Origin of the sequence: Corynebacterium sp. HMSC055D05, from assembly GCF_001810365.1 — a bacterium.
Taxonomy (GTDB): Bacteria; Actinomycetota; Actinomycetes; order Mycobacteriales; family Mycobacteriaceae; genus Corynebacterium; species Corynebacterium coyleae.
Genome location: NZ_KV801024.1, coordinates 1 through 23595 on the forward strand (window position 1 = coordinate 1; position 23595 = coordinate 23595).

Consider the following 23595-nt stretch of genomic DNA (forward strand, 5'->3'; position numbering starts at 1 on the left):
GCCGATAGCAGACACACTTTTTGAGCCTTAACCCTCGAAAGTTCATCTAAGAAACTTGGACACGAGAAAGGCCCCACACAGTTTGTGCAGGGCCTTCCCAAAATTGGTGCGCCCGGAGGGATTCGAACCCCCAACCTTCTGATCCGTAGTCAGATGCTCTATCCGTTGAGCTACGGGCGCAGTGCCTGTTGGCAACGAAGAAGAACATTACACCCGGCAAGGCGCACCACCAAAACGGCAGTTCAGGACACCATTACAGGCCAAGGACACTCTTGGCGATGAGGAAGTAAATGACCAAACCGGTCGCGTCGCAGAAGGTAGAGATGAACGGGTTGGAGAACACCGCCGGGTCGGCGCCGACTGCGCGAGCGATGATCGGCATGATGCCGCCGACGGTCGCGGACATGGCGCACACACAAAAAAGTGTGGAACCGATCACAATGCCTATTTCTTGCCCGAAAACGGCCCACGCGATACCCAAACCGAGGATGCCAAGCACCGAACCAAGGGTCGCGCCGACGCGCAGTTCGCGCCACATGACTTTAAAGATGTCGCCCTTGGTCACGTCGTGAAGCGCTAGCGCACGCGTCACCGTTGTCGCGGCCTGGTTACCGGTGTTGCCGCCGGTGCCGGTCAGCAGCGGAATAAATAGGGACAGCACGGTCACTTGGGCGAGCGTGTCCTCAAAGATGCCGAGCACCTGCACGGTCAGAATCGCGGAAACCGCCAACACGAGCAGCCACACGATGCGGGAGCGCACCAGGTTGAGCACCGGCGTGGACAGATACGGCTGCTTCAGCGACTCGGAACCACCCTGACGTGCGGAGTCCTCGCTGTCGGCGAACTCGACGATGTCCTGGGCCTCGTCGTAAGTAAAAATGCCCACAAGGTGCTGGCCGTTATCCACCACCGGGTACGCGAGGTGACCAGACGCGAGCAGGCGACGCGCCGCATACTCGGCGTCTTCGCTCTCCACGACGGTGGGGGTTTCGCGCATGATGGTGCCCACCTCGTCATCCGCACGCGCCTTGAACAGGTCCTTCAGGCTGAGTACGCCGGTGACGTGGTGCATGTCGTCGATAACTGGCACGGTGTAGATCGTCTCCAGGTCATCAACATGCGCGCGCAGCTTATCGACGACCTCCTGCGCCGTCTCCGTCGCACCAACCGCCTCCACATTCGGCGACATGACACGGCCGACCGACCCCTTCTCGTAGGCGAGAATCAGGTCTGTGTAGGCGCGGTCGTCCTCATCCAACTCGTTGAGAACCCGCTCCGCCACCTCCGGATCCATGTGATCGAGCAGCATGACCAAGTCCTCGGTGCCGAGGGCATCGAACAGGCCGGGGATCTGATGATCACCTAAGGCTTCGACGATTTCGGCCTGGTGGGCGGGCGCGAGGGCGTCGAAAAGCACAGCGGCTCGAGGCGCTGGCAGCAGTCGCACCAGCTCCGCACCGCGTCTCGACGGCTGCCGCTCCACCAAACGGACGATGTCACGCAAGTCCATCCCCGCGAGTTTGTGCTGCATAGCAGCCAAATCGCGCGGGGATAGACGGCGGCGCCGCAACTTCCGTTCAATATTGGCCAAATCAGCCGTTTGCATAGCTCTCACACCGCGAGCGTACCTGGCTTCATATTCACCCGAGCGGGGGCTATTCCCAGATAGCTATTCCGCATTTATTACGCATGTGTAAAACTTTACGAACGTTTTGCGATACATCTCGCGGAAACACCCAGGAATCGGCGTTATCGCCCAGACCCAAGGAGCCCCCATGGCAAAAACTGTACGTTCCCGACGCGTATCCATCGCGGCGGGCGCGCTCTCCCTGGCGCTGGTGGCGCCATTCGTATCCCCCGTCAGCATCACCCCGGTGGCGGCAGCTGTCGACGCCAGCGCGTTCGACACCACCTACACCACCACTAACTTCTGGGACGTCGACGAAGCAGTCGTGGAAGGGCTTGTGCTTGAGCCCGGCGACAAGGTCGAAGCAACGGCACTCCTTCTCGCCCGCAATAAATGGCGCTTCCGCACCAGCGGCTGCAACCTGATTCTCATCCGTCCAGAGGCTGCGATCTCCTTCGGGAAGGGCAACCAGAACATTGCGATCAAGGTAACCAAGGCCGACGGCTCTTCCTTCGACACCACGCTGAAGGTCAACGTCGTGGATAAGAAGGCCGAGGGAAACACGTTCACCGAGCCTGCCGACGCCTGCCCGACCCCTGAGGAGCCAACGCCTGAGGCTCCTACCTCGGAGGAGCCGACACCTGAGGCCCCAACGTCTGAGGCCCCAACCTCGGAGGAGCCCGCTCCGACCACGACCGCTCCTGCAGAAGAGCCCACCTCTGAGCCGGCTCCGACGACGGCTACCCCGCCGGCGGAGGAGTCGTCGACAAGCAATGCTCCGAAGACAACCGCAAACGCCTTCAACGGTCGCTTCAACACCGCCAACTTCTGGAACAAGAAGGAAGCAGTGGTCGAAGGCCTGAAACTGCAGCCGGGTGACACCGTCGCACCGACGACGAACACGATCTTCAACTGGAACTTCCGTAACGACAACGGCACCCTCACCGTGATTCGCCCGCAGTCCGCGACTGCTTTTGGTACCGGCAACAAGGACATCGCTGTGAAGGTGACCCCCGCCGAGGGCGAGGCGTTCACGACCACGCTGCGTCTGAACGTTATCGACGAGCGCCCCGTCGGCGATTGGGAAAAGGAGCTGGAGAAGACCTACCCGGTCGACTTTGAGAAGTCCACCTCCGCCAAGACGCTGGATGCGCTCAAGCTGCCGAAGGGCGTGACCCTGAGCAAGGGTGGCGTGAGCCTGCCGACCGGCTGGAGCGTCACCACCGACGCCGACGGCGTCCGCATCACCCCGCCGGCCACCTTCACGGAAGGCGACATTGAACTGCCTGTCTCCGTCGAGCAGGTCCACGCCGACGGCACGAAGGACACGTTCAAGGCAACGCTGAAGATTGCTGCGAAGAACCCGTCCAAGACCCCGGCTGAAGTAGCAGGTACCGCAGCAGACATTCTCGGCCCGCTGCTCGGAAGCATCATCGGCGGTGCGACCGGTGGCACCGGCCTGGGCAGCCTCATTGGCAACCTGATCGGTGGCGGCAAGGGCGAAGGCTCCGAAGGCGGCAGCGGCGGTAACGGCAGCGGCGCCGGCGGCCTCCTCGGCAACCTTCTCGGCGGTCTGCTCGGTGGCGGTAAGGACGGCAAGAGCCCGCTGGAGGGCATCGTCAAGGTTGAGGTGCAGCCGAGCGGCATCATCGTCACCGGCAACGCGAACCCGACGGTGGAGATCCGTGACAACGGCTCCAACAATGGTTCCGGCAACTCGGTCGTCGTGACGAACAATGCGAACCCGACGGTGGACATTCGCGACAACGGCTCCAACAACTCGGTTGTTGTGACCGGCAACGCCAACCCGACGGTGGACATCCGCGACAACTTCAACAACAACGGCAACCCGTCCGTTGTCATTACGGATAACCTGAACCCGGTTATCACCGGCAACATGAACGACAACGGGTCCAACAACGGCTCGAACAACTCCGTTGTGGTCACCAACAACGCGAACCCTGTTGTCACCGGCAACGCGAACAACAACGGTTCTGGTAACTCGGTCGTCGTCACGGACAATGCAAACCCGCGCGACAACCTGAACAACAACGGTTCCAACAACTCGGTCGTGGCGACCAACAACGCCAACCCGACCGTTGTCATCACCGGCAACGCGAACGACAACGGCTCGAACAACTCCGTTGTGGTCACGAACAACGCCAACCCGGACATCCGCGACAACGCCAACGGTGGTCTGTTCGGCAGCTCGGGTGGCTCCTCGAAGAAGGGTGGCAACGGCGACCAGCAGGGCGGCGACAAGCTCGTCGGCGCCAAGGTCAACGCCACCGGTGGGTCCTCCGACCCGCGCTGCATCGCTTCCCTCGTCGGCCTTGGCGTGCCGCTGGTCCTGATGCTGCCGCTCGCGCTGGCTAACCAGGCGGGCCTCCCGGGCCTGGGTCAGGCAAACGGCCAGGCTGGCGACATCTTCACCGCGGCCGCCCGCAACGCTGGCCTCGATCCTGCCCAGGCGATGGCAATCGGCGGCGGTATCGTCGGCCTGGTTTCCGCGCTGCTGATCGCTACCGCGGTACGCACCTGTGTCCCGGACGTGCAGAGCGTTGACATCAACGTCAACGGCTCGTCCCGCAAGGATAAGGAGGAGGCGCCGACTACGGTTGCGCCGGTCGTCGAGACGCAGTAGCCCCTCAATGCGAAAACCCCCGCTGAGCGGGGGTTTTTCTTGTGCGCCCGGAGGGATTCGAACCCCCAACCTTCTGATCCGTAGTCAGATGCTCTATCCGTTGAGCTACGGGCGCAATGGCGGAGATGACAGGATTTGAACCTGCGGCCCCCGTCAAGGGGGCAACTCCTTAGCAGGGAGCCCCATTCGGCCACTCTGGCACATCTCCAGCGCTGCGTACACATTACCTGTATCCGGGCGAGCAGCCAAATATCACCGAAATCCGTCCGTATACTCGGCCGCATGAAAATCCACACGTGGCTCAATTCCGGACTGGCAGCACGCGACAATTCCGGCGACACCGCGGATTACCTCGTCTGGTTCCCCGCGGCGCTGGACACCCTCGGCACCGGTCCGCTCACCGGCTCGCTGCACTTCACGCCGAAAACATCGGTGCTGCGCGACGCGCCCGAAGGCACTGTGCTGCTCGGCATCCCAGCGGGCGATCTTCAGGGCATTCTGCCTATCGACGACACCACCACCCCCGTACACCTCACCAACCCCCTCCCCCTCGAGCAGATCCAGGTCGTCGCCGGCCAGAACCGCCCGGACACCAAGCGCGCCATCGAAATCCTGCGTGACGTTCCCGGCGAACGCCAGTTCCACACCATGCCGGAACTCTTCCCATAAGAAGTAATTGGCGGAGACGAGGGGATTTGAACCCCTGGAGGGATAAACCTCGCCGGTTTTCAAGACCGGTGCATTCGGCCGCTCTGCCACGTCTCCTCGTCGCAAAGCAAGTGCGACGCACATACTCTACAACACGTCGCGCGTCGCTCAATCTCGGTAGCCTAGCCGCATGAAAGCGATCACACTTATCGACGACACCAACCCCCGCTCCCTCGAACTCACCGAAGTGGACACCCCGCAACTGCAGGACGGGGAGGTGCTGGTCAGGGTCACGGCGGCGGGCGTGAACCGTGGCGACATCGTGCAGGCCGAAGGCAAGTATCCACCACCGAGGGGCGAGTCGGAAATTATTGGCCTGGAGTGCGCCGGCGTGATCGAGGACCCGGGCACCACCGGCCGCGAAAAGGGCGAAGAGGTCGGCTGCCTGCTGGCGGGCGGTGGCTACGCCGAGTACGTCGCAGTGCCGGAAGGGCAGCTCACGCCGAAGCCTGCGAACCTCACGTTGGAGGAAACCGCCGGTGTGGTGGAGGCGGCCTGCACGGTGTGGTCGAACCTGGGCATGCTCGCCGGCATCCAAAAGGGCGACAACGTGCTCATCCACGGCGGCGCGGGCGGCATCGGCTCGTTTGCCATCCAACTGTGCAAGGCGCTGGGCTGCACCGTCGCCGTCACCGCGGGCAGCCAGGAGAAGCTCGACTACTGCAAGGGCCTCGGCGCGGACGTCCTTATTAACTACAAGGAGCAGGACTTCGACGAGGAACTCAAGGCCTGGGCGGACGTGATCCTCGACGTGGTTGGTGGACCGTACCTGGAGCAGAACATCAAAACGCTGAACACCGACGGCCGCCTCGTGGTCATCGCGGTGCAGGGCGGGCCGAAGGGCACGCTATCCCTTGGCCGGATGATGCCGCGGCGCCTGTCGGTCCACGCCACCACCCTGCGTGCCCGTCCGCGTCCGATGAAGGCGGAGATTGTCGCCTCGACGGTGAAGAACGTCTGGCCGCTCATCGAATCGGGCCAGATCAAGCCCAACATCACCGCCACGTTCCCCCTCGCCGACGCCGCCAAGGCCCACGACCACATGGATTCCGGCGACAACACCGGAAAAATCCTTTTGATCGCGTAACCGAGCGCAGCGAGGCTACGCCAGTGAGGCGACTGTGCGCACCAACTGCTCGATGTCGTTCTGGGTATTAAAGGGCGACATGGCGATGGTGACGGCGCCGCCCATGTCGGCGACGCCCATGTCGTCGAGAAGCTGTGTCTGCGTCGTCTGAGCAGCCACAATACCGTGCGCCACCAGACGGTCCAGCACGGTCTCCGACGGCACGCCTCGCACACCGAACGCCAGGCGCGGGATGCGCTCCACACGCGCGTCCTCCGCCGCCTCGCCCGTCACACCAACAATGTGCACCGCAGGCAGCGTGCCCAAAAACGTATGCAGATCATCCCGCAGCCCGTTCAGGTACGCGGTGGTCTCCCCCATCGAGTACTTCAAGCGATTGCGTCTCGACGACCTCCCCGCCGCCCCCTCAACCAACGACGCATAATGCTCCACCACAGCCGGCACACCACCAGCAAGACCAGGCGACACCTCCAACTCGAGAGCCTCACGGTCCAAACGCTTAAACATCGCCGCGTCACGGAAAATCAGGGCCGCGATCTCCGGGCCGCCGAACTGGGCCATGTCCACCGCAGCGATATCGGCACCCCACGCATCCAAATCCAACGGACGGTACGGGGCGTACGCCGACGCATCCACAAGCACCCACGCCCGGGACTTCTCACGCACCGCCTCCACAATGTCCGCAACGCCCACAACGTTGCCCAACTCCGGATGCGCCGCCGGCACCGACACCAAACGCGTCGACCCGTCCGCAATGTCGCGGTACTGCCACGCCGGCAAATCGCCGGTAGCCAGATCGGCCTGCGCCCAAGTCGTCGCTACGCCAGCGCGCTGCAAACGCCCCGACAACACCGGACGATCCACCGGATTCAGCACCATCGACGAGTTATGCCGCAACATCGGACGCATCGCCGACACCAACGCCGAATACAACGCCGGAACACTCGGCCCCAACACCACCTGCTCCGGCATCACCCCAGCCAAATCCGCAATAGCGACCCGCGCCGCCATCGGATACTCCGCCCCCTCCGGCAAACCAACATCCGACCGCGAATGCGACCCCAACACCGGCTCCGGCGGCGGCACCGACGCAGCATTACGGAAACTGCGCGCAACCGCCCCCGCAACCTTCTCCGGCACCTGCGGCGACACATGCGCATTCAGATACGTCCAACCGCCACCCAACGACCCGTACAGCCCACGGACCCCCCACACGTCATAAGCCACGGCAGACCTCCTTCACGCAAGAACGCCCCTAATTATGCACGTGCGTCCGACACAGCGCACACCACCAGCTCGGGAGCACGAAACATGTGCACTAGGGTGAACTGCGTGCATAACGTAGAACAACTGCGCGATGACGTCGCCCGGATGACCAGCGCCCCTGGCGAAAACACCCCGCCGTCAACATCTAAAACATTCCGGCGGGCATTCGACGACCTCATCCGCGGCTGGGGCCAACACGAGCTCTGGCTCCAACTCGGCTGGCAGGACATCAAACAGCGCTACCGACGCTCCACGCTCGGCCCCCTCTGGATCACCATCGCCACCGGCGTCATGTCGCTCGCCCTCGGCCTGCTGTACTCCATGCTGTTCCAAATCGACGTCGCCGAATTCCTCCCCCACGTCACCGTCGGCTTCATCGTCTGGGGCTTCATCTCCGGCTGCATCAAAGACGGCGCGAACGTCTTCATCGAAAACGAAGGCCTGATCAAACAGCTCCCCTCCGCCCTGTCGGTCCACATCTACCGGCTCGTGTGGCGCCAAACCCTGTTCCTGGCCCACAACATGGTCATCTGGGTGCTGCTCGCCCTGATCTTCCGCATCCCCATCACCCTGAACACACTCCTGTTCATCCCGGGTATGGCCCTGCTGCTGGTCAACGGCGTGTGGGTCGCCATGTTCTTCGGCATGGTGGCCACCCGCTTCCGCGACGTCGCCCCACTGCTCGAAGCCCTCGTCCAACTCCTCTTCTACGTCACCCCGATCGTATGGACGACGAGGACGCTGAAGGACCAGGGTGGTGTCGTCGAAAAGCGTGCAATGCTCGCTGAGATCAACCCCCTGTTCCACTACCTCGAAATCGTCAGAGCACCGCTTATCGACGACCCCGTCGCCACCTACCACTGGCTCATCGTCATCGCCTGCACCATCGTCGGCGTACTCATCACCCTGCTGGCCATGAAACAGTGGCGCTTCCGCGTGCCGTACTGGGTCTAGGAGTTACACATGGTTTCCATCGACACCTACAACGCCTGCGTCGACTTCCCCATCTTCGACGCCAAATCCCGCTCCCTGAAGAAGGCCGTGATGTCCTCGGCCGGCGGCAAAATCGGCCAGAACGCCTCCAACACCGTCGTCGTCGAAGCACTCCGCGACATCAACCTCCACCTGCGGGAAGGCGACCGCGTCGGCCTCGTCGGCCACAACGGCGCAGGTAAAACCACCCTGCTGCGACTGCTGTCCGGCATCTACGAACCGACCCGCGGCGTCGCCGACGTGCGCGGCCGCGTCGCCCCCGTCTTCGACCTCGGCGTCGGCATGGACCCCGAAATCTCCGGCTACGAAAACATCATCATCCGCGGCCTCTTCCTCGGACAGAGCCGCAAACAAATGAAAACCAAAATGGACGACATCGCCGAATTCTCCGAGCTCGGCGACTACCTCTCCATGCCGCTTCGCACCTACTCCACCGGCATGCGCGTCCGCCTGGCGTTGGGCGTGGTCACCTCCATCGAACCCGAGATCCTGCTACTCGACGAAGGCATCGGCGCCGTCGACGCCGCCTTCATGTCCAAAGCCCGCGTGAGGTTGGCCGAAATGGTCGAGCGCTCCGGCATCCTCGTGTTCGCCTCCCACTCCAACGACTTCCTGGCGCAGCTCTGCAACACCGCGCTGTGGGTGGACAAGGGCGAAATTAGGGAGGCCGGCCTGGTTGCCGACGTCGTCCGCGCCTACGAAGGCCCCGAAGCCGGCGACCACGTCGCAGAACTGGTGCAGCGCTTCCACGGGTAGGTGTTGGTTGGGCCCTCCAGCCTCCCGCTCGGCCGGTCGGCTGACAAAGTCCGGCGGAATCTGTCAGTCAGCCGCATACTTGCAGGTCAGAAATCGCCCCTGACAGATTTTGTAAAATTTGTCAGGGACGTCCGTCTCCAGATCCCTCAACGCCCGGCGAGCACCTCAGTGATCAACGCCGTCAGTAGGTCAACGAATTTGTGCACGTTGGCGGAGGTGAACCGGAGCACCCTCCAACCGGCGATGGTGAGCCCCGAGTTGATGTCAGCATCCTTGTGCCATTGAGTGGCGGAGTTGTGGTGGGCCCCGTCGTACATAATGCCGATCTTCAGCTCTGGAATGGCCAGGTCAAACCTCGTGAGGATCTTCTTACCCCTGTAGACAGCCACCTGTTCTTCTAGCTCGAGCCCCAGCTTGGAACACACCATTTGGGCAAGTAGGCGGATTTCGGTTTCCTTCGGAGAATCCGCCAGACTGCTTGATTCCGCTAGGGCCCGCGCAACCCACCTTTGGTCGATGATTCCAGGGCTGGCTTGGAGGATCGATAGTGGTTCAACACCGAGGTAACGCTGCACGCAGTCGAGGAGCGTGATTGCTTCAACTATGTCGAGGCTGTGCCCGGCTAACGTCCTCGGCTGCTGCGCCTTAGCCATTTTGCGAATCTCTTTCAGCGCCTGGACTGTGGCAGCCGCGGGGCTGGCAACGCGTAGCGGATAGCTGCCGTTTTTGACGTCCCACACTTCAGTTTTTCTACATCCGCGTCGGACGATTGAGGGGCGGTGGATGTTGCCTTGTCGGTTGCGTTCGGCGGAAGGGTTCATTAGCACGGTGTCTTTCCCTTCGACCAGGTAGGGCAGCCCATATAGGGCCAACGCGCTGTATCCAAGCACCACCGAGCTTGGGTTCTCGATTCCATGGGCAGCCGCGCGGTAAGCAATGGGTGTTTGATAAATGATGCCTTTAGGGTGGCGGCGGGCGTCGGATTGAGCGGTGTCGAATGGGCGTTGGAGGCCGGCTTGGATGTGGAAGTGTTGGCTGATGCGGACGGTTTTCAGCCCTTGTGGGAGGTGTGCCACGTAGAAGAGGCCGTGGGTTGGTCCGACACTCATGCCGTTTCGTAGGTTGGTCATGGTTATTAGACGCAAGAACGACGGTTTGGGATCCCTCGGGCACAATAAATGTATGACTGCCTTGAATCGCAACGGTACGACTGCTGCCGTGATTGTGACCCATAAGCGTGTTGACCTGCTGCGGCACTCGTTGGAGCAGGTGGTGTCGCAGACGCATCCGGTGGATTGGGTCATTGTGGTGGATAACGGTGATGAGGATGCGGTGCGTGTGCTTGTCGACGAGCTCGCCAACGACAAGGGCATCTACCTACCAAGCAAGACCAATCTGGGCGGGGCGGGCGGCTTCGCGTATGGGTTCTTGCACGCACTGGCTTTGGGGGCGGATGCGATTTGGTGCGCGGATGATGATGGTCGCCCGCGGGATCACACCGTCCTCGAAGAGCTCTACCGAACCGCAGAGAAGCATCAGTTGTCGGAGGTGTCGCCGGTGGTGGCGAACATCAACGACCCGGAGAAGCTGGCGTTTCCGCTGCGGCAGGGCACGACGTGGCACCGGCGTGTTGATGAGCTGCAGGGCGATTTTTTGCCGCAGTACGCCAGTCTGTTTAATGGCGCGTTGATTTCGGCGAAGGCAATGGAACGCATTGGCGTGCCGGATTACCGTCTGTTTATCAGGGGCGATGAGGTGGAGTACCACCGTCGTCTGGCGCAGTCGGGCCTGAAGTATGGCACGGCGTTGACGGCGTTTTATCTGCACCCGGATGGGTCGGACGAGTTCCATCCGATTATGGGCGGGCGGGCGCACGCGCAATTCCCGGATAATGAGACGAAGCGGTATTTCACGTACCGCAACCGTGGCTACATCATCAATCAGCGCGGCATGAGGAAAATGCAGTTGCAGGAGGTTGTCCGGTTCGGGTGGTTCTTCCTGGTGGAGAAGAAGGATCCGAAGGGCTTCCTCGATTGGCTGAAGTTGCTTAGGCGGGGGGCACGAGAGGACTTTCGCCGCCCTTAGCGCCTTTAAAGATCCAGTAGCGCTGGAGGAGGAAGTTGGTAGTCGTCGCTACGCCTTGTGCGATGACGAAGGACACGGCGTTCTTCCACGAATCTTGCAAGCCTAGCGACGACAACGGCTCGTCCGTCACCCTCCACAGCAGCATCTGCACCGCGAAGGTGGTGGCGTAGAGGATGAACACGGCGCTGGCTTTTTTGGCGTCGATTTTGGCGTTGAAGGCGAACTTGGAGTTCAGCACGTAGGCGGAGATGGTGCCGAAGACCCAGCCCACGGCCTTGGCAAGGTCGCGCTGGACGTCGAGGGCTTGGTCGAGGGTGTTGGTGATGCCGAAGTCGATGACAGCGCAGCCGATACCGATGACCAAAAACGGGATGAGCTGCTGTTTTAGGGAAGCGTTCGAGGACACGGGCGTTTACCCTACTAGGCTCGTGTGCCATGAGGAAGCATTACAAAGGTGATGACCCGGACGCGATCCACGAGGCAGCACAGCGTGTCGACGTCCCCCTGTCCGACTTCATGGTGCGGCTGATGGCCGAGGAGCTGCCGTTTGTGGACTCCAAAGGCCGCACACGTATCTATGAGATTCTTCGCGAACACGACGGACCTGTGATTTCGAGCCAAGAAGAACTGCCCGCGGAGATTCGTAGCATTATGGATCTCTAGTCCGGCGGTAGGGTTGTGGGCATGGAACTGACAACCCAATCCCTCTACGGATGGGGCCGTACCGCCCCGTCCACCGCCCAGGTCCTGTCCACCCCTGACGTGGACACGATTGCGGAGGCAGTCAAGCGGGTCGCGGATGAGAACGCGGACCTGCCCGAGCACAAGCGCCGCGGCATCATCGCCCGCGGCCTGGGCCGCTCCTATGGTGACCCCGCCCAGAATGGTGGCGGTTTGGTCGTCGATATGACGCCGCTGAACCGGATCCACTCCATCGACCCGGATTCCGGCATTGTCGACGTCGACGCCGGCGTAAGCCTCGACCAACTCATGAAGGCCGCCCTGCCGTATGGCCTGTGGGTTCCGGTGCTGCCGGGTACCCGCCAGGTCACCATCGGTGGCGCGATCGGCCCGGATATTCACGGTAAGAACCACCACTCGGCGGGTTCCTTTGGCAACCACGTGTTGTCCATGGAGCTGCTGGTGGCGGACGGTCGCGTGCTGCACTTGGAGCCGACCGGCGAGACCGCCGAGCTGTTCTGGGCCACTGTTGGCGGCATGGGCCTGACCGGCATCATCCTGCGCGCCCGGATCCAGATGACCAAGACGGAGACCGCCTACTTCATCGCAGACACCGACCGCACCAACACGCTCGACGAGACGATCGCGGTGCACTCCGACGGCTCCGAGGTGAACTACACCTACTCGTCTGCCTGGTTCGACGCGATCTCCGCTCCGCCGAAGACGGGCCGCTCCACCATCTCCCGCGGCTCGCTGGCCACCTTGGATCAGTTGAAGGAGTTCGCCCCGAAGCTGGCTAAGGACCCGTTGAAGTTCAACGCCCCGCAGTTGATGACGGTGCCGGACATTTTCCCGTCCTGGACCATGAACAAGCTCTCCCTGATGGCGATCGGCGAGGCGTACTACATGATGGGCTCCCCCGCCCGGAACCAGGTGCTGAACCTGACGCAGTTTTACCAGCCGCTGGACCTCATCGGGAAGTGGAACCGCGGCTACGGCAAGGCTGGCTTCCTGCAGTACCAGTTCGTCGTCCCGACCGACGCTGTGGAGCCGTTCAAGGACATCATTTACGACATCCAGTCCTCCGGCCACTACACCGCCCTGAACGTGTTCAAGCTGTTCGGCGAAGGCAACCAGGCACCGTTGTCCTACCCGATGAAGGGCTGGAACGTGTGCGTGGACTTCCCAATCCGTCCGGGCCTCAACGAGTTCCTCGACCGCCTGGATGACCAGGTCATGCAGTTCGGCGGCCGCCTCTACCTGGCTAAGGAATCGCGCACGAGCGCAGAGAAGTTCCACAAGATGTATCCGGAACTGCCAGGCTGGTTGAAGACCCGCCGCGACATCGACCCGACCGGCGTGTTCGCATCCGACATGTCCCGCCGTCTTGAGCTCAACTAAGGAGTACCCATGCTGAACGCAGTAGGCCAAGCCCAACACATCCTCCTCCTCGGCGGCACGAGTGAGATCGGGCTCGCGATTGTCAGCGAGCTCGTCTCCCGCGGCGGCAGCCCCACCGTCACCCTGTGTGCGCGCAAGAACTCCCCGCGTATCGACGACGCCATCGCCCAAGTCCAGAACGCCGGCGCAGGCCACGTACGCCTGGTCGATTTCGACGCCCTGGATTTCGCCTCCCACCCTGCCGTGATCGATGCGGCGTTTGAGGACGGCGAGGTCGACGTCGCTGTCGTCGCCTTCGGCACGCTCGGCGACCAGGAGCAGCTCTGGCAGGACCAGGCTGCCGCCGTCGCTTCGGCGCAGACCAACTTCACCGCCCCGATGTCGGTCGGTGTGCTGTTGGGCCAGGAGATGAAGCGTCAGGGCCGCGGCAACATCATCGCCCTGTCGTCCGTGGCGGGCCAGCGCGTGCGCCGTTCCAACTTTGTCTACGGTGCTGCAAAGGCCGGCATCGACGGCTTCTACCTGCAGCTCGGTGAAGCTTTGAAGGACAGCGGCGTGAAGGTCACCGTGGTCCGCCCGGGCCAGGTGCGCACCAAGATGACCGATGGTCTCGACGAGGCCCCGCTGACCGTGAACAAGGAGGACGTCGCCGAGGCTGCCGTGGAGGCCGCCCTGGCCGGCAAGTCCTCCGTGTTCGTGCACAAGCTCTTCGGGCCGATCTCCCTGGTGCTGAAGGCGATCCCGGCGCCGATCATGAGCAAGCTGAACTTCTAGCGCCAAAATAGTTCCCAGCCGGGGAACTTTCTTCAAAAACGACCTGCAAATGATTCACTCCCTGCAGGTCGTTTTCGTCTTGGTGGAAGATAGTTCACACCCCGGGAACTATTTTCTAGTCCTTGGCGCGGCCCATCCCCATCAGCACCTGTTCGCGCAGCCGGCCGGTCCCCACCACCGCCAGGACACAACCAACCAGCGCGACGGCGACGAGGGCGCCGAACAGAGCCACCTTGTCCAGCACGTTGACGTGGAACAAGACCATGACGGTGCCCATCAGGCCACCCATGCCGAACCCCAGCAGGGCCACCACGAGCATGGGAATCCCAACCTCGCGCACGGCCACTTTGGTGTGAAAGGCGGCGGGAGCTCCGATGAAGTAGAGCGATTTGGTCAGTTGCTTCTGCTCCACCACGGAAAGTGCCTGGGTGAGCAGGGTGGACGAGACCAGGAGGACTGCCGCGAAGACGGCGGTGATAGCCACACCGGGGGGAGTATCACCCGTGATCATCTTCAGGACGGGCTCTTCCTCGACTTCCGGTACTGCGGAGATCCAGGCGCCAATACCGCCAATGAACGCCACGAAGTACAGGGCGGTCACTCGCTTCCAGGTGGTTTTCGCGCCTCGGCCGACCCGACGCGTGGCAACGTAGTTTGCGGCCCCGGGGACCCGGTAGCTCAGGCGTGCGAGGAGTTGGATCACGCCGACGGCGATCAGTGCGTTGACGTTGAGAATGCCGCCGGCTACGACCAGCACCACCACGAACTCCAACGCGTCTGCCTGCGGAGCGATGCTCAGCGAGCTTAGGTAGCGGTACAGCACCACCGCACCAACCAGTGAGAGCACCAGCGTGATCATGTTCTGTCCCTTTGGTGGGATTTTCTTGGTGACGCCGAGTGGGGTGACGGAGACTCGTCGCAAAGCAAGCCACACTGAGCACGCAGCCAACACCAGCACGACGATCCAGGCGATGGGGATGACCCACCAGGTGAGCATTTCCCAGGTGTCGACGCGCTTTTCCTGGAAAGTCAGCAGCGACCACGCGGGACTCGTGACCACATAGAGCACCGACCCGAGCACCAACCCGACAAGCGCCTGGCGCAGCGACTCCAGGATCATCATTCCGCGCACCTCGCCGGCGGTCGCGCCGATGAGGCGAAGCACCGCCAGGTGCTCCTCGCGCCCGCCGAGGTTCGCCCGCGCGGCTTGGGTGAGCAGCCCCAACAGGCTTGGCACGAGGAGCACGCACGCGAATAGCGCGAGGAAGATATACGCGATGGAGATCGGCCCGCCCATCGACTCTGCGATTTCCACCAGCGCCTCGTGCGGGTGCAGGTCACGCGCGAGGAACATCCAGGTGCCGCCCATGAGGGTGCACAGCATCCATGTCGCCACCGTCACCGCGACCAGCGACAGCGCGCGGACCCAGCGTTCGCCGATCTGCCGTTGCGAGCGCCCTTCGCTTGTCTGCGACACCGCCGAGCGCATCAACGTCACCGCACTCATCGCGCCACCTCCGAGTGGATCAGGCCGTCGCGGATTTCGACGCGGCGGCTGCACCAGTCGGCGATCTTCGGGTCGTGCGTAACCAGCACCAGGGTCACACCAAACTTCTGCGCGATTGCCACGATCTGCTGCATGACCTCGTGCCCGGTGGCCTGGTCCAACGCCGCCGTCGGTTCGTCGGCAAACACCACCGATGGCGGCCCGGCCAAGGCGCGGGCGATGGCCACGCGCTGCACCTGGCCGCCGGAGAGTTGCCCCGGGTACCGGTCCACAAAGGCACCCAAACCCAACCGGGTGAGCATGTCCACGGCCTCCTTGTGTGCCTCCGCACGCGGCACCCCGCGCATGATCTGTGGCAGGGCGACGTTTTCGGTGGCGGTCAGTTCCGGCAGCAGCTGGCCGTCTTGGAAGATGAAGCCAAAGTTTTCCAGGCGCAGGCGAGACCTTTCGGCGTCGCTCATTGCGGCCACATCGCGGCCGTCGAAAAGCACCTGGCCGTCGTCGGGCACGAGCACGCCAGACATGCAGTGCAGCAGGGTCGATTTGCCAGAGCCAGAGGGTCCCATGATCGCGACGGATTCGCCGCCGCCAACCGTCAGGCTGATGCCTTCGAGGACCCGTTGTTGGGTGAAGGACTTCGTGATGTCGTTGAGTTCAAGCATGGTTTCTATTCCACAGGTGGTCGTCGATAAGCACTATGGCCCTGGGTCCCGAATATGGGTAGTGCTAGCTCTACCTGGCTACGCTCGGGGCCATGCGGCGACATAAACACGAGGAGCGCGCGGCCGCCAAAATCCACCAGCTGACGGTTTCGCGGCGCAGGATCGCGGAGGCATATGAGGTGGAGCGGCTGCGCATCGAGCGAGACCTGCACGACGGCGCGCAGCAATATTTTGTGGCTGCCGCGATGAAGTTGGGCGAGGCAAGGTTGGACATTGCATCGCAGCTTCTCGACGACGCCGCCCGCGACCTCCACAACGGCCTCGACGCACTCAGAAGAACCGTACGGGGCATCCACCCGCGGGAACTATCGGACCACGGGCTGGTTGCCGCGATCGAGACCGCCGCCGCACAGCACGGCCCGCATGTCACGGTCCGTGCCCCGCACGAGCTGCCGCGTATCGACGCCTCCGTCACCGCCGCCGCCTACTTCTTCACCACCGAAGCCTTAACCAACGCCGCGAAGCACGCACCACATGTACCGGTCAGCGTGCTGGTCACCTGCGACCACACCCTGAATGTTTCCGTCACTGACCAGGGCGGCGGCAACGCTCGCATCACGCCCGGCGGCGGGCTGGAGGGTATGCGAGAACGCATCGCGGCGTTCGGCGGTGAGATGGAGCTGCACTCGCCGGACGGTGGCCCGACCACTGTCACCGCACGTATTCCGTTGCTGTTGTTCCGAGGAGAAAGTGGGATTGCGCCATGAGGATCGTTATCGCGGACGACTCCGCGCTGCTGCGGGAGGGTGTTGCAGGGTTGCTCACCCGGCGCGGCCACGAGGTTGTGGCGCAGGTGGAGTGTGCGGATGGGTTGCTGGGGGTCGTCGATAAGTATGGGCCCGACCTGGTGATCACGGACGTGCGCATGCCGCCGAACATGCGTGACGACGGCCTCCAAGCCGCCCTGGAACTACGCAAACGCGGCCCGGTGAATGTGCTGGTGCTGTCGCAATACGTCGCGCCTGCTTATGCCCGTGAGTTGTTTGCGGACGGCGACGGCGGCACCGGCTACCTGCTCAAGGACCGCGTCGCTGAGGTGAAGGACTTCATCCAGGCCTGCGAAACCGTGGCAGGCGGCGGCGTGGTCATCGACCCGGACGTGGCAGGCGCACTCATGGCGGCGAGCTCACGCTGGCTAACCACACTTACCCCTCGCGAGGTGGAGGTGCTCGAACTTATGGCAGAAGGCCTGTCCAACAGTGAGATCGCGGGCAAGCTCTACCTCTCCGGCGCGGCGGTGGCGAAGCACGTGTCCAGCATTTTCTCCAAACTGGGGCTCACCCCAGACGAGGACAACCGTCGCGTCCGCGCCATCCTCATGTACCTGGCGGAACGAGGCGTGGGGTGAGTGTCGGCAGCGTATGCGACACTATTACGCATGACTACCGCTTATCATCCCGACGAGCTGTCACCGGGGCAGGCAGCCGTCCGTACCGTCGCGGCGGGGCTCGCAGGCGGCATTCTCGCGCTTGCTGCGTGGTTTGTGCTGCACCAGATCTCGCTGCCGGCGTTCAATACCTCCATGGTGACCAGGTCGTTGGCCACCGGTGTGTCGTTCGTCCTGTTGGGCATTGCTGCTGTGTTGGCGGTGCTGTGGACGCGCGGGAAGCAGCACTGGATTATTTCTGCGGTGATGGCGTTGGTGCCGGCGGGGTTGGTCGTCGCAACGCTTGGCATTCCGCTGTCTGCCACCAAGCTGTATCTCGACGGCATCCAGGTTGACCAGGGGTTTAGGACGCAGTTCCTGTCCCGCATGACTGAAAACCTGGGCCACGCGGACATGGCCTACAAGGACCTGCCCACCTTCTACCCGATGGGTTGGTTCTGGGTCGGCGGACGCGTGGCCAACGTGCTGGGTATGGACGGTTGGGAGGTGTACCAGCCGTACGCGATTGCCACCCTGGCGGCGGGTGCGGCGATGCTGACGCCGATCTGGCGCAGGCTCGTCGGTTCCCTGCCGGTTGCTACCGCGATTGCCGTGGTGACCACCGCGATCGTGCTGACGGAAGTCCCAGAGGAGCCTTACGCGGCAATCGTGGCGATGTTCCTCCCGGCCGCGGCGGTGTGGGCCCACAGGGCGCTGAGTGGCTCGTGGGCAGCCACCGCCGCGTTGACGATCTACCTGGGCATTTCCGCGTCGTTCTACACGCTGTTCACCGCCATTGGCGCGCTGACGGTCGTGGTGATCGCGGTGGTGATGTTCTTCACCGGCGAGCGCACCTTGACCCCGCTGAAGCACCTGTTCATCGTCGGGTTCGCCTCCATGGCCATCGCTGCGATCTCGTGGGGTCCGTACATCTGGCGTGTAGTCACCGGTGACGAGGCGCTGAAATCTACCGCGAACCACTTCCTGCCCATCGAGGGCACCTACTTCGCCCTCCCGTTCCTGTCGTTGTCCCTGGTAGGCCTGCTGTGCCTGTTCGGCCTCATTGGACTTATCGTGCGGTTCCGCGACCCGGAGATCGCCTCCCTGGGCGCGGCGATTGGCGTGAGCTACGTGTGGGCGCTCGCCTCCATGGCAATCACGCTGCTGGGTACCTCCCTGCTGGGCTTCCGCCTCGAGGTGCTGGTTGTGTTGCTGTTTGCCACCCTCGGCGTGATTGCGGTAGCGAACTTCCGCCTGACCTGGCTGGAGCAGCAGGTGAAGAACAAGACCGCCCTGAACGTGGTGGCGATCGTTTTTGTGGCTGTGGCGTCGCTGCAGATGGTGCAGCACATTGCGGTGAAGAACGAGGCGTACATCGACCAGGCCTACGCCGATACCGACGGCTACGGCGAGCGCGCGGACCGCTTCCCGCCGGATGCGGGCCAGTACTACAACGAGATCGCCGACTACATCGAAGAGCACGGCCACATGAAGAACGACGCGGTGATCTACACCGACGAGATCAACTTCATGGCCTTCCAGCCATTCTTCGGCTTCAACGCGTTTACCAGCCACTACGCTAACCCGCTCGGCGAGTTCGAGCAGCGCAACGGTGAGCTGGAGTCGTGGTCGCAGATTTCTTACGACGACCCGAAGAAGTTCACGGAGGCTATCGACAACAGTCAGTGGGAGCCGCCGACTGCCTTCATTTTCCGCGGCAGTGAGGATTCTGACTTTAAGACCCACATCGCCCACGACATTTACCCAAGCCAGCCAAACGTGCGCTACCAGGGGTTGTTCTTCAACCCGGAGGCGTTTGACAAGGCGAATTGGGACGTGAAGTTCATCGGACCGTTTGCTGTCGCGGTGAGGAAGTAAGGTGACCGGAGTGAAAACTGGATCTACTCGTCTTATTGCGACCGTTTCTGGTCTCATCGCGTTTGTGCTTCTGCTGCTCACCCCGTTTTTGCCGGTGAAGCAGACGGAGGCGAGCGTGTCGTGGCCGCAGAACGACACGGTTGGTTCGATCAACGCGCCGCTGATTTCGTTGGCTCCGCAGGACCTTGAGGTCACGGTGCCGGCCAACAGCGTCGGCGAACTGCGTGAGGGCCAGAGTCTGATCTTCGGTACGTTGCCGGAGTCGTCGAATAAGGCGACGGACCGTGGCCTGTTCATCACCGCTCCCGACGGCGGTTTGGTGGTGACTTCCCTCAACGACGTCCTTTTCGAGCTCACCCCAGCCGAAGTCCGCAACCTCCCCGACGATGCGAAGCTGCACGTCAGCGTGACGCACGAGGAGACCACGGTTGAGATCCCGGGCACGTCCCACTCGGAGACCAGCGAGGATGATTACCGCCCGCAGGTCACGGGTATGTACACGGAGTTGGAAAATAAGCAGTCGCTTATCGACGACGGCCTTGCCGCCCACATGAACATCAACTCCCGCTTCACGTCCTCCCCGACGCTGATCAAAAACATTGCGATGTGGGGCGGCCTGCTGAGCGCCCTGGTCAGTTTGTGGGCGTTGAGGAAGTTGGATGGTCCGGCGCGCTATCGTCGTCGTCAAGCAAAGGGCTTGAAGCCTCTCGACGGCGTCGTGGCCGGTGTCCTTGGCTTTTGGCACATCTTCGGCGCGAACACCTCCGATGATGGCTTCCTGCTGACCATGGCGCGCGTGGCCGCGAACACGGACTACATGGCCAACTACTACCGCTGGTACGGCGTGCCGGAGGCCCCGTTCGGCTCCCCGTTCTACGACGTGTTGTCGTTGCTGTCGGAGGTCACCACCGCCTCGATGTGGATGCGCCTGCCGGCCCTGTTTGCAGCGCTTGGCACGTGGTGGTTGCTGTCGCGCGAGATCCTGCCGAAGTTGGGCCCGGAGGTCGCCGAGCGCAGGGTCGCCCACTGGACGGCGGCGTTTGTGTTCCTGGCGTTCTGGCTGCCGTACAACAACGGCACCCGCCCCGAGCCGATTATTGCGGTTGGCCTGATGGCTACCTGGGCGCTGTTCGAGCGCGCGATTGCCACGAACCGTCTCACCCCGGCAGCGTGGGGCACCGTGACCGCCGCCTTCACCCTGGCGTGCGGCCCAACCGGCCTCGCCGCCGTTGGTGTGTTCCTGATTTCGCTGCCTGCGGTGCTGCGCATGATCGGTTCGCGCCCGCAGCCCCGAATTTCTTACGTCGCGCCGTTTATGGGCGCGGGCCTGGCCGTGCTGGTGCCGGTGTTCCACGACCAAACCCTGGCCACCGTGCTGGAGGCGACGAAGGTGCGCTCCGAGGTCGGCCCGGCGTTGAGCTGGTTTGAGGAGTGGACCCGTTACGCAACGCTTCTCGAGCAGACCGTCGACGGCTCCATGTCGCGCCGCTTCCCCATGTTCGTGCTGCTGCTGTGCACCGGCCTGATCCTGTGGGCGCTGGCGAAGGGCGACAAGACGACCGGCACGACCAAGCGCATGATGCTGATCCTGGGCATGGCGACGTTCTTCCTGCTGTTCACCCCGACGAAGTGGACGCACCACTTCGGCATCTACGCGGGCCTCGGCGGCGCGATTGCGGCTGTGGGTGCGGTGGTGCTCTCTCGGATTGCGATGAAGTCGGACCGCAACCGCACGTTCGCTATGGCTGCGGTGCTGTTCCTCATGGCGTTTACCTTGGCGGGTTGGAACGCGTGGTGGTACGTGTCCTCGTTCGCGGTGCCGTGGTGGGACCGCACTGTGCAGTTCAAGGCCATCGAGGCCAACACCGTGGTGCTTGCGATTGCCCTGGTGGTGTTCGCAATTGGTGTGGTGCAGTCGATGCGCGGCCCGCGCGCGATCAGCACCCGTTGGTCGGGCGTGATGGCTGCGCCGATCGCCGTGTTTGCGATCCTCATGGTGACGTTCTCGTGCCTGACGTTTGTGAAGTCGTTCGTCTCCCAGGCCCCGGCGTATTCGGTGGGTATGGGCAACGTGAAGTCGTTCAAGGGCGACGTGTGTGCCCTCGGCGGCGACGTGCTTCTGGAGGACGACACGAACGAGTCCTTCCTCACCCCCGTCGGCGGCGTTCCACTGGGCAAGTCCCTGGATGCGGGCAAGAACATCGGCTTCACTCCGGACGGCGTGCCGGCGTTCATCGCTTCGGAGACGGCCGATACTTCGGACCGCACGCTGAGCGACACACAGTCTGACGACGACACCGCCGACGTCGATCCCGCTTCCGACGAAGCCCAGTCCACCTCTCGTGTGAACACCCAGGGCAACCGTCCGAAGTCGATGCGCGGCGTGAACGGCTCGACCGTGCGCCTGCCGTTCGGCCTGGACTACAACCGCATTCCGGTTGCCGGCACCTTCGATGATGAGCCGAAGCAGTCCGCGTCGCTCGAGACCACGTGGTACGAGTTGCCGCAGCTTAGCGACGACCGCCCTCTCCTGGTCACCTCCGTCGCCGGCCGCATCGCCCACCACGACATCAATGGCGTGGAGCAGGAAGGCACCGAGCTGAAGCTGGAGTACGGCACCAACAAGGACGGTGTGGTGCGCAAGCTCGGCGAGGTAGAGATGCTGGACCAGGGCCCAACCCCGCTGTGGCGTAACCTGCGCTTCCCGCTGGCGGACCTGCCGGAGGAGGCGAACGTGGTGCGTCTCGTCGGCGAGGACACCTCCCTTGCGGAGAAGGACTGGCTGGCGGTCACGCCACTGCGCAACCCGAAGCTGATCCCACTGTCTGAGCGTTTCGATTCCGACACCCCGGGCCTGCTCGACTGGACCGTCGCGTTCCAATACCCCTGCCAGCGCCCGTTCTTCCACGCCAACGGTGTCACCGAGATTCCGGAGTTCCGCGTCATGCCGGACGGCCCGGGCAAGCAGCAGCTCTCTGGCTTCATGGACTTCCTCGGCGGCGGCGCGCTCGCCCCTGCGGAGGCCGTGAACACCTCGTATGAGATCCCGGGCTACCTCAAGGACGATTGGCAGCGCGACTGGGGTTCGGTGGCGCAGTACGAGCCGCGCCGTAATTCTGCGGGCGACGTTCCCGAGTTGGCGCACGTGGATACCGAGGTGACCACGCGTTCCGGCCTGTATACCCCCGGGCCGATGAAGGTGCGAAACCCTGACGAGCAGGGTTAGGATGCACATGTCATGAAACTCAGAAATGTTCTCGCAGCCTGCGTCGCTGCCCTTAGCGTCATCGCCACCGCAACCACCACTGCGGAAGCACAGCCCTTCAAGCAGCAGGGGTGCTCCGCGCATTACCTGGTTGCGGTGCCGGGCGGGGCGAACACCGCTGAGGGGATCCCGGATTACGTGCCGCACGGTGGCAACGTGTTCATGACGGGCGTCCTGACCAAGCTCGGCACTGCCGGCGAGATCGATCCGGTCTGGGTTTCGTACCGCTCCACCCCGTTCGCGGCTACCCCGTACAAGCAGGCGTCCGCCACTGGCTACAACAAGGCGCGTGCAACTGTCACCCGCCTAGCCAATGCGTGCCCGGACGCCCGCTTCTCCTTCACCGGTTACTCCCTCGGCGCCGACATCGCCGCCCGCCTGACCAGTGATATTGCGCACGGTCGCGGCCCGATCGCGCCGGAGAAGGTCTCGGGTGTGGCACTGTTTGCCAACCCGTACCAGGGTGACAACGGTGCGGTGCTGTCCCACGGCACCTCCCCCCACGCACGCGGGTCCCTCGGCCCGCTCCCGGAGGGCTACGGCGAGCTCGGCCCCCGCGTGCTGGAGATCTGCAACGCCGGTGACCTGGTGTGCAACATGAACGAGGCACACCGCGGACTCGTCTCCCCGGCGATGCGCACCAACCTGGCGGCGGGCCAGATCCCGTTTGCGGAGTTCAATAACCTATTCCGCTCCCTTGGGCTGGGTACGTTCACCGTGTTCCACGACATCCGCCTGCACGGCAGCTACACCCTCGACCAGCAGCGGGAAGCTTCAAACTGGATTATTGAGCAATCTTTGGCCCCGATCCAGGTGCCAATTCCGTAGCATGGTG

The 23595-nt window shown here is 63.0% G+C and carries 20 protein-coding genes and 4 tRNA genes; 14 read left to right on the forward strand and 10 right to left on the reverse strand.

What is annotated here, in order from left to right; all coding sequences use genetic code 11:
* Positions 1-104: 104 nt before the first annotated feature.
* Positions 105-180, reverse strand: a tRNA-Arg gene (locus HMPREF2734_RS00010).
* Positions 181-253: 73 nt separating this feature from the next.
* The gene (gene mgtE, locus HMPREF2734_RS00015) at positions 254-1606 is read right to left on the reverse strand and encodes a magnesium transporter (protein ID WP_070422014.1); all 1353 of its coding nucleotides are present in this window, start codon (positions 1604-1606) and stop codon (positions 254-256) included.
* A gap of 169 nt (positions 1607-1775) precedes the next feature.
* Here mgtE and HMPREF2734_RS00020 point away from each other — a divergent pair, with 169 nt between their 5' ends.
* Positions 1776-4271 carry a hypothetical protein gene (locus HMPREF2734_RS00020; protein ID WP_070568039.1) on the forward strand — a complete coding sequence of 832 codons (2496 nt, stop codon included), beginning with the start codon at positions 1776-1778 and terminating at the stop codon, positions 4269-4271.
* Between the two features lie 42 nt (positions 4272-4313).
* On the opposite strand, the gene HMPREF2734_RS00025 is transcribed toward HMPREF2734_RS00020, so the two are convergent.
* Positions 4314-4386, reverse strand: a tRNA-Arg gene (locus HMPREF2734_RS00025).
* Between the two features lie 2 nt (positions 4387-4388).
* Positions 4389-4479, reverse strand: a tRNA-Ser gene (locus HMPREF2734_RS00030).
* A 74-nt stretch (positions 4480-4553) separates the two neighbouring features.
* Here HMPREF2734_RS00030 and HMPREF2734_RS00035 point away from each other — a divergent pair.
* The gene (locus HMPREF2734_RS00035) at positions 4554-4940 is read left to right on the forward strand and encodes a hypothetical protein (protein WP_070568042.1); all 387 of its coding nucleotides are present in this window, start codon (positions 4554-4556) and stop codon (positions 4938-4940) included.
* An 8-nt stretch (positions 4941-4948) separates the two neighbouring features.
* On the opposite strand, the gene HMPREF2734_RS00040 is transcribed toward HMPREF2734_RS00035, so the two are convergent.
* Positions 4949-5036: transfer RNA gene (locus HMPREF2734_RS00040), tRNA-Ser, on the reverse strand.
* A gap of 73 nt (positions 5037-5109) precedes the next feature.
* Here HMPREF2734_RS00040 and HMPREF2734_RS00045 point away from each other — a divergent pair.
* Positions 5110-6066: an NAD(P)H-quinone oxidoreductase gene (locus HMPREF2734_RS00045; protein WP_070568044.1), complete on the forward strand. Its 957-nt coding sequence runs from the start codon at positions 5110-5112 to the stop codon at positions 6064-6066.
* 15 nt (positions 6067-6081) lie between these two features.
* Here the strand turns inward: HMPREF2734_RS00045 and HMPREF2734_RS00050 are convergent, their stop codons facing one another.
* On the reverse strand, positions 6082-7293 hold the full coding sequence (locus HMPREF2734_RS00050; RefSeq protein ID WP_070568046.1) for an aminotransferase class V-fold PLP-dependent enzyme: 1212 nt from the start codon (positions 7291-7293) through the stop codon (positions 6082-6084).
* A gap of 84 nt (positions 7294-7377) precedes the next feature.
* Between HMPREF2734_RS00050 and HMPREF2734_RS00055 the strand changes: the two genes are divergently transcribed.
* Together HMPREF2734_RS00055 and HMPREF2734_RS00060 are read left to right on the forward strand one after the other, a co-directional pair.
* Entirely contained in the window at positions 7378-8286 is a 909-nt protein-coding gene (locus HMPREF2734_RS00055; RefSeq protein WP_070568049.1) for a galactan export ABC transporter permease subunit Wzm/RfbD, read from the forward strand.
* A 9-nt stretch (positions 8287-8295) separates the two neighbouring features.
* Positions 8296-9081 carry a galactan export ABC transporter ATP-binding subunit Wzt/RfbE gene (locus tag HMPREF2734_RS00060; RefSeq protein ID WP_070568051.1) on the forward strand — a complete coding sequence of 262 codons (786 nt, stop codon included), beginning with the start codon at positions 8296-8298 and terminating at the stop codon, positions 9079-9081.
* A 146-nt stretch (positions 9082-9227) separates the two neighbouring features.
* Here the strand turns inward: HMPREF2734_RS00060 and HMPREF2734_RS00065 are convergent, their stop codons facing one another.
* Positions 9228-10190 carry a DUF559 domain-containing protein gene (locus HMPREF2734_RS00065; RefSeq protein ID WP_070484965.1) on the reverse strand — a complete coding sequence of 321 codons (963 nt, stop codon included), beginning with the start codon at positions 10188-10190 and terminating at the stop codon, positions 9228-9230.
* A gap of 73 nt (positions 10191-10263) precedes the next feature.
* Here HMPREF2734_RS00065 and HMPREF2734_RS00070 point away from each other — a divergent pair, with 73 nt between their 5' ends.
* A complete protein-coding gene (locus HMPREF2734_RS00070; RefSeq protein WP_070568052.1) occupies positions 10264-11166 on the forward strand; it encodes a galactofuranosyltransferase GlfT1 in 903 nt (300 codons plus the stop codon).
* Here the strand turns inward: HMPREF2734_RS00070 and HMPREF2734_RS00075 are convergent.
* A complete protein-coding gene (locus HMPREF2734_RS00075; protein WP_070568054.1) occupies positions 11129-11572 on the reverse strand; it encodes a GtrA family protein in 444 nt (147 codons plus the stop codon). The two genes, HMPREF2734_RS00070 and HMPREF2734_RS00075, sit on opposite strands and share 38 nt — an antisense overlap.
* A gap of 29 nt (positions 11573-11601) precedes the next feature.
* Between HMPREF2734_RS00075 and HMPREF2734_RS00080 the strand changes: the two genes are divergently transcribed.
* Genes HMPREF2734_RS00080 through HMPREF2734_RS00090 form a run of 3 tightly spaced genes read left to right on the forward strand, consistent with a single transcriptional unit; the run spans position 11602 to position 14022 of the window.
* Positions 11602-11829: a hypothetical protein gene (locus tag HMPREF2734_RS00080; protein WP_070422004.1), complete on the forward strand. Its 228-nt coding sequence runs from the start codon at positions 11602-11604 to the stop codon at positions 11827-11829.
* A 21-nt stretch (positions 11830-11850) separates the two neighbouring features.
* Complete coding sequence (locus HMPREF2734_RS00085) at positions 11851-13248, forward strand: decaprenylphosphoryl-beta-D-ribose oxidase (protein ID WP_070422003.1); 1398 nt, start codon at positions 11851-11853, stop codon at positions 13246-13248.
* Positions 13249-13257: 9 nt separating this feature from the next.
* On the forward strand, positions 13258-14022 hold the full coding sequence (locus HMPREF2734_RS00090; protein ID WP_070568057.1) for a decaprenylphospho-beta-D-erythro-pentofuranosid-2-ulose 2-reductase: 765 nt from the start codon (positions 13258-13260) through the stop codon (positions 14020-14022).
* Between the two features lie 115 nt (positions 14023-14137).
* Here the strand turns inward: HMPREF2734_RS00090 and HMPREF2734_RS00095 are convergent, their stop codons facing one another.
* Both HMPREF2734_RS00095 and HMPREF2734_RS00100 read right to left on the reverse strand, forming a co-directional pair.
* The gene (locus HMPREF2734_RS00095; RefSeq protein WP_070568060.1) at positions 14138-15529 is read right to left on the reverse strand and encodes an FtsX-like permease family protein; all 1392 of its coding nucleotides are present in this window, start codon (positions 15527-15529) and stop codon (positions 14138-14140) included.
* On the reverse strand, positions 15526-16191 hold the full coding sequence (locus HMPREF2734_RS00100) for an ABC transporter ATP-binding protein (RefSeq protein ID WP_070568065.1): 666 nt from the start codon (positions 16189-16191) through the stop codon (positions 15526-15528). Before HMPREF2734_RS00100 ends, HMPREF2734_RS00095 begins: the two co-directional genes overlap by 4 nt.
* Positions 16192-16283: 92 nt before the next feature.
* Here HMPREF2734_RS00100 and HMPREF2734_RS00105 point away from each other — a divergent pair, with 92 nt between their 5' ends.
* From HMPREF2734_RS00105 to HMPREF2734_RS00125, 5 genes are read left to right on the forward strand one after another with little or no spacing between them, the layout of a single operon-like run.
* Positions 16284-16958 (forward strand): sensor histidine kinase, encoded by a 675-nt coding sequence (locus HMPREF2734_RS00105; RefSeq protein ID WP_070568067.1) that lies wholly within the window; start codon positions 16284-16286, stop codon positions 16956-16958.
* A complete protein-coding gene (locus HMPREF2734_RS00110) occupies positions 16955-17599 on the forward strand; it encodes a response regulator transcription factor (RefSeq protein ID WP_070421998.1) in 645 nt (214 codons plus the stop codon). Before HMPREF2734_RS00105 ends, HMPREF2734_RS00110 begins: the two co-directional genes overlap by 4 nt.
* 30 nt (positions 17600-17629) lie before the next feature.
* On the forward strand, positions 17630-19495 hold the full coding sequence (locus HMPREF2734_RS00115) for a galactan 5-O-arabinofuranosyltransferase (RefSeq protein ID WP_070568070.1): 1866 nt from the start codon (positions 17630-17632) through the stop codon (positions 19493-19495).
* Between the two features lie 10 nt (positions 19496-19505).
* Positions 19506-22721, forward strand: a complete 3216-nt coding sequence (locus tag HMPREF2734_RS00120; protein ID WP_246816746.1) for an arabinosyltransferase domain-containing protein — start codon at positions 19506-19508, stop codon at positions 22719-22721.
* Positions 22722-22733: 12 nt separating this feature from the next.
* A complete protein-coding gene (locus HMPREF2734_RS00125) occupies positions 22734-23588 on the forward strand; it encodes a cutinase family protein (RefSeq protein ID WP_070568075.1) in 855 nt (284 codons plus the stop codon).
* The last annotated feature ends 7 nt before the right edge of the window (positions 23589-23595 follow it).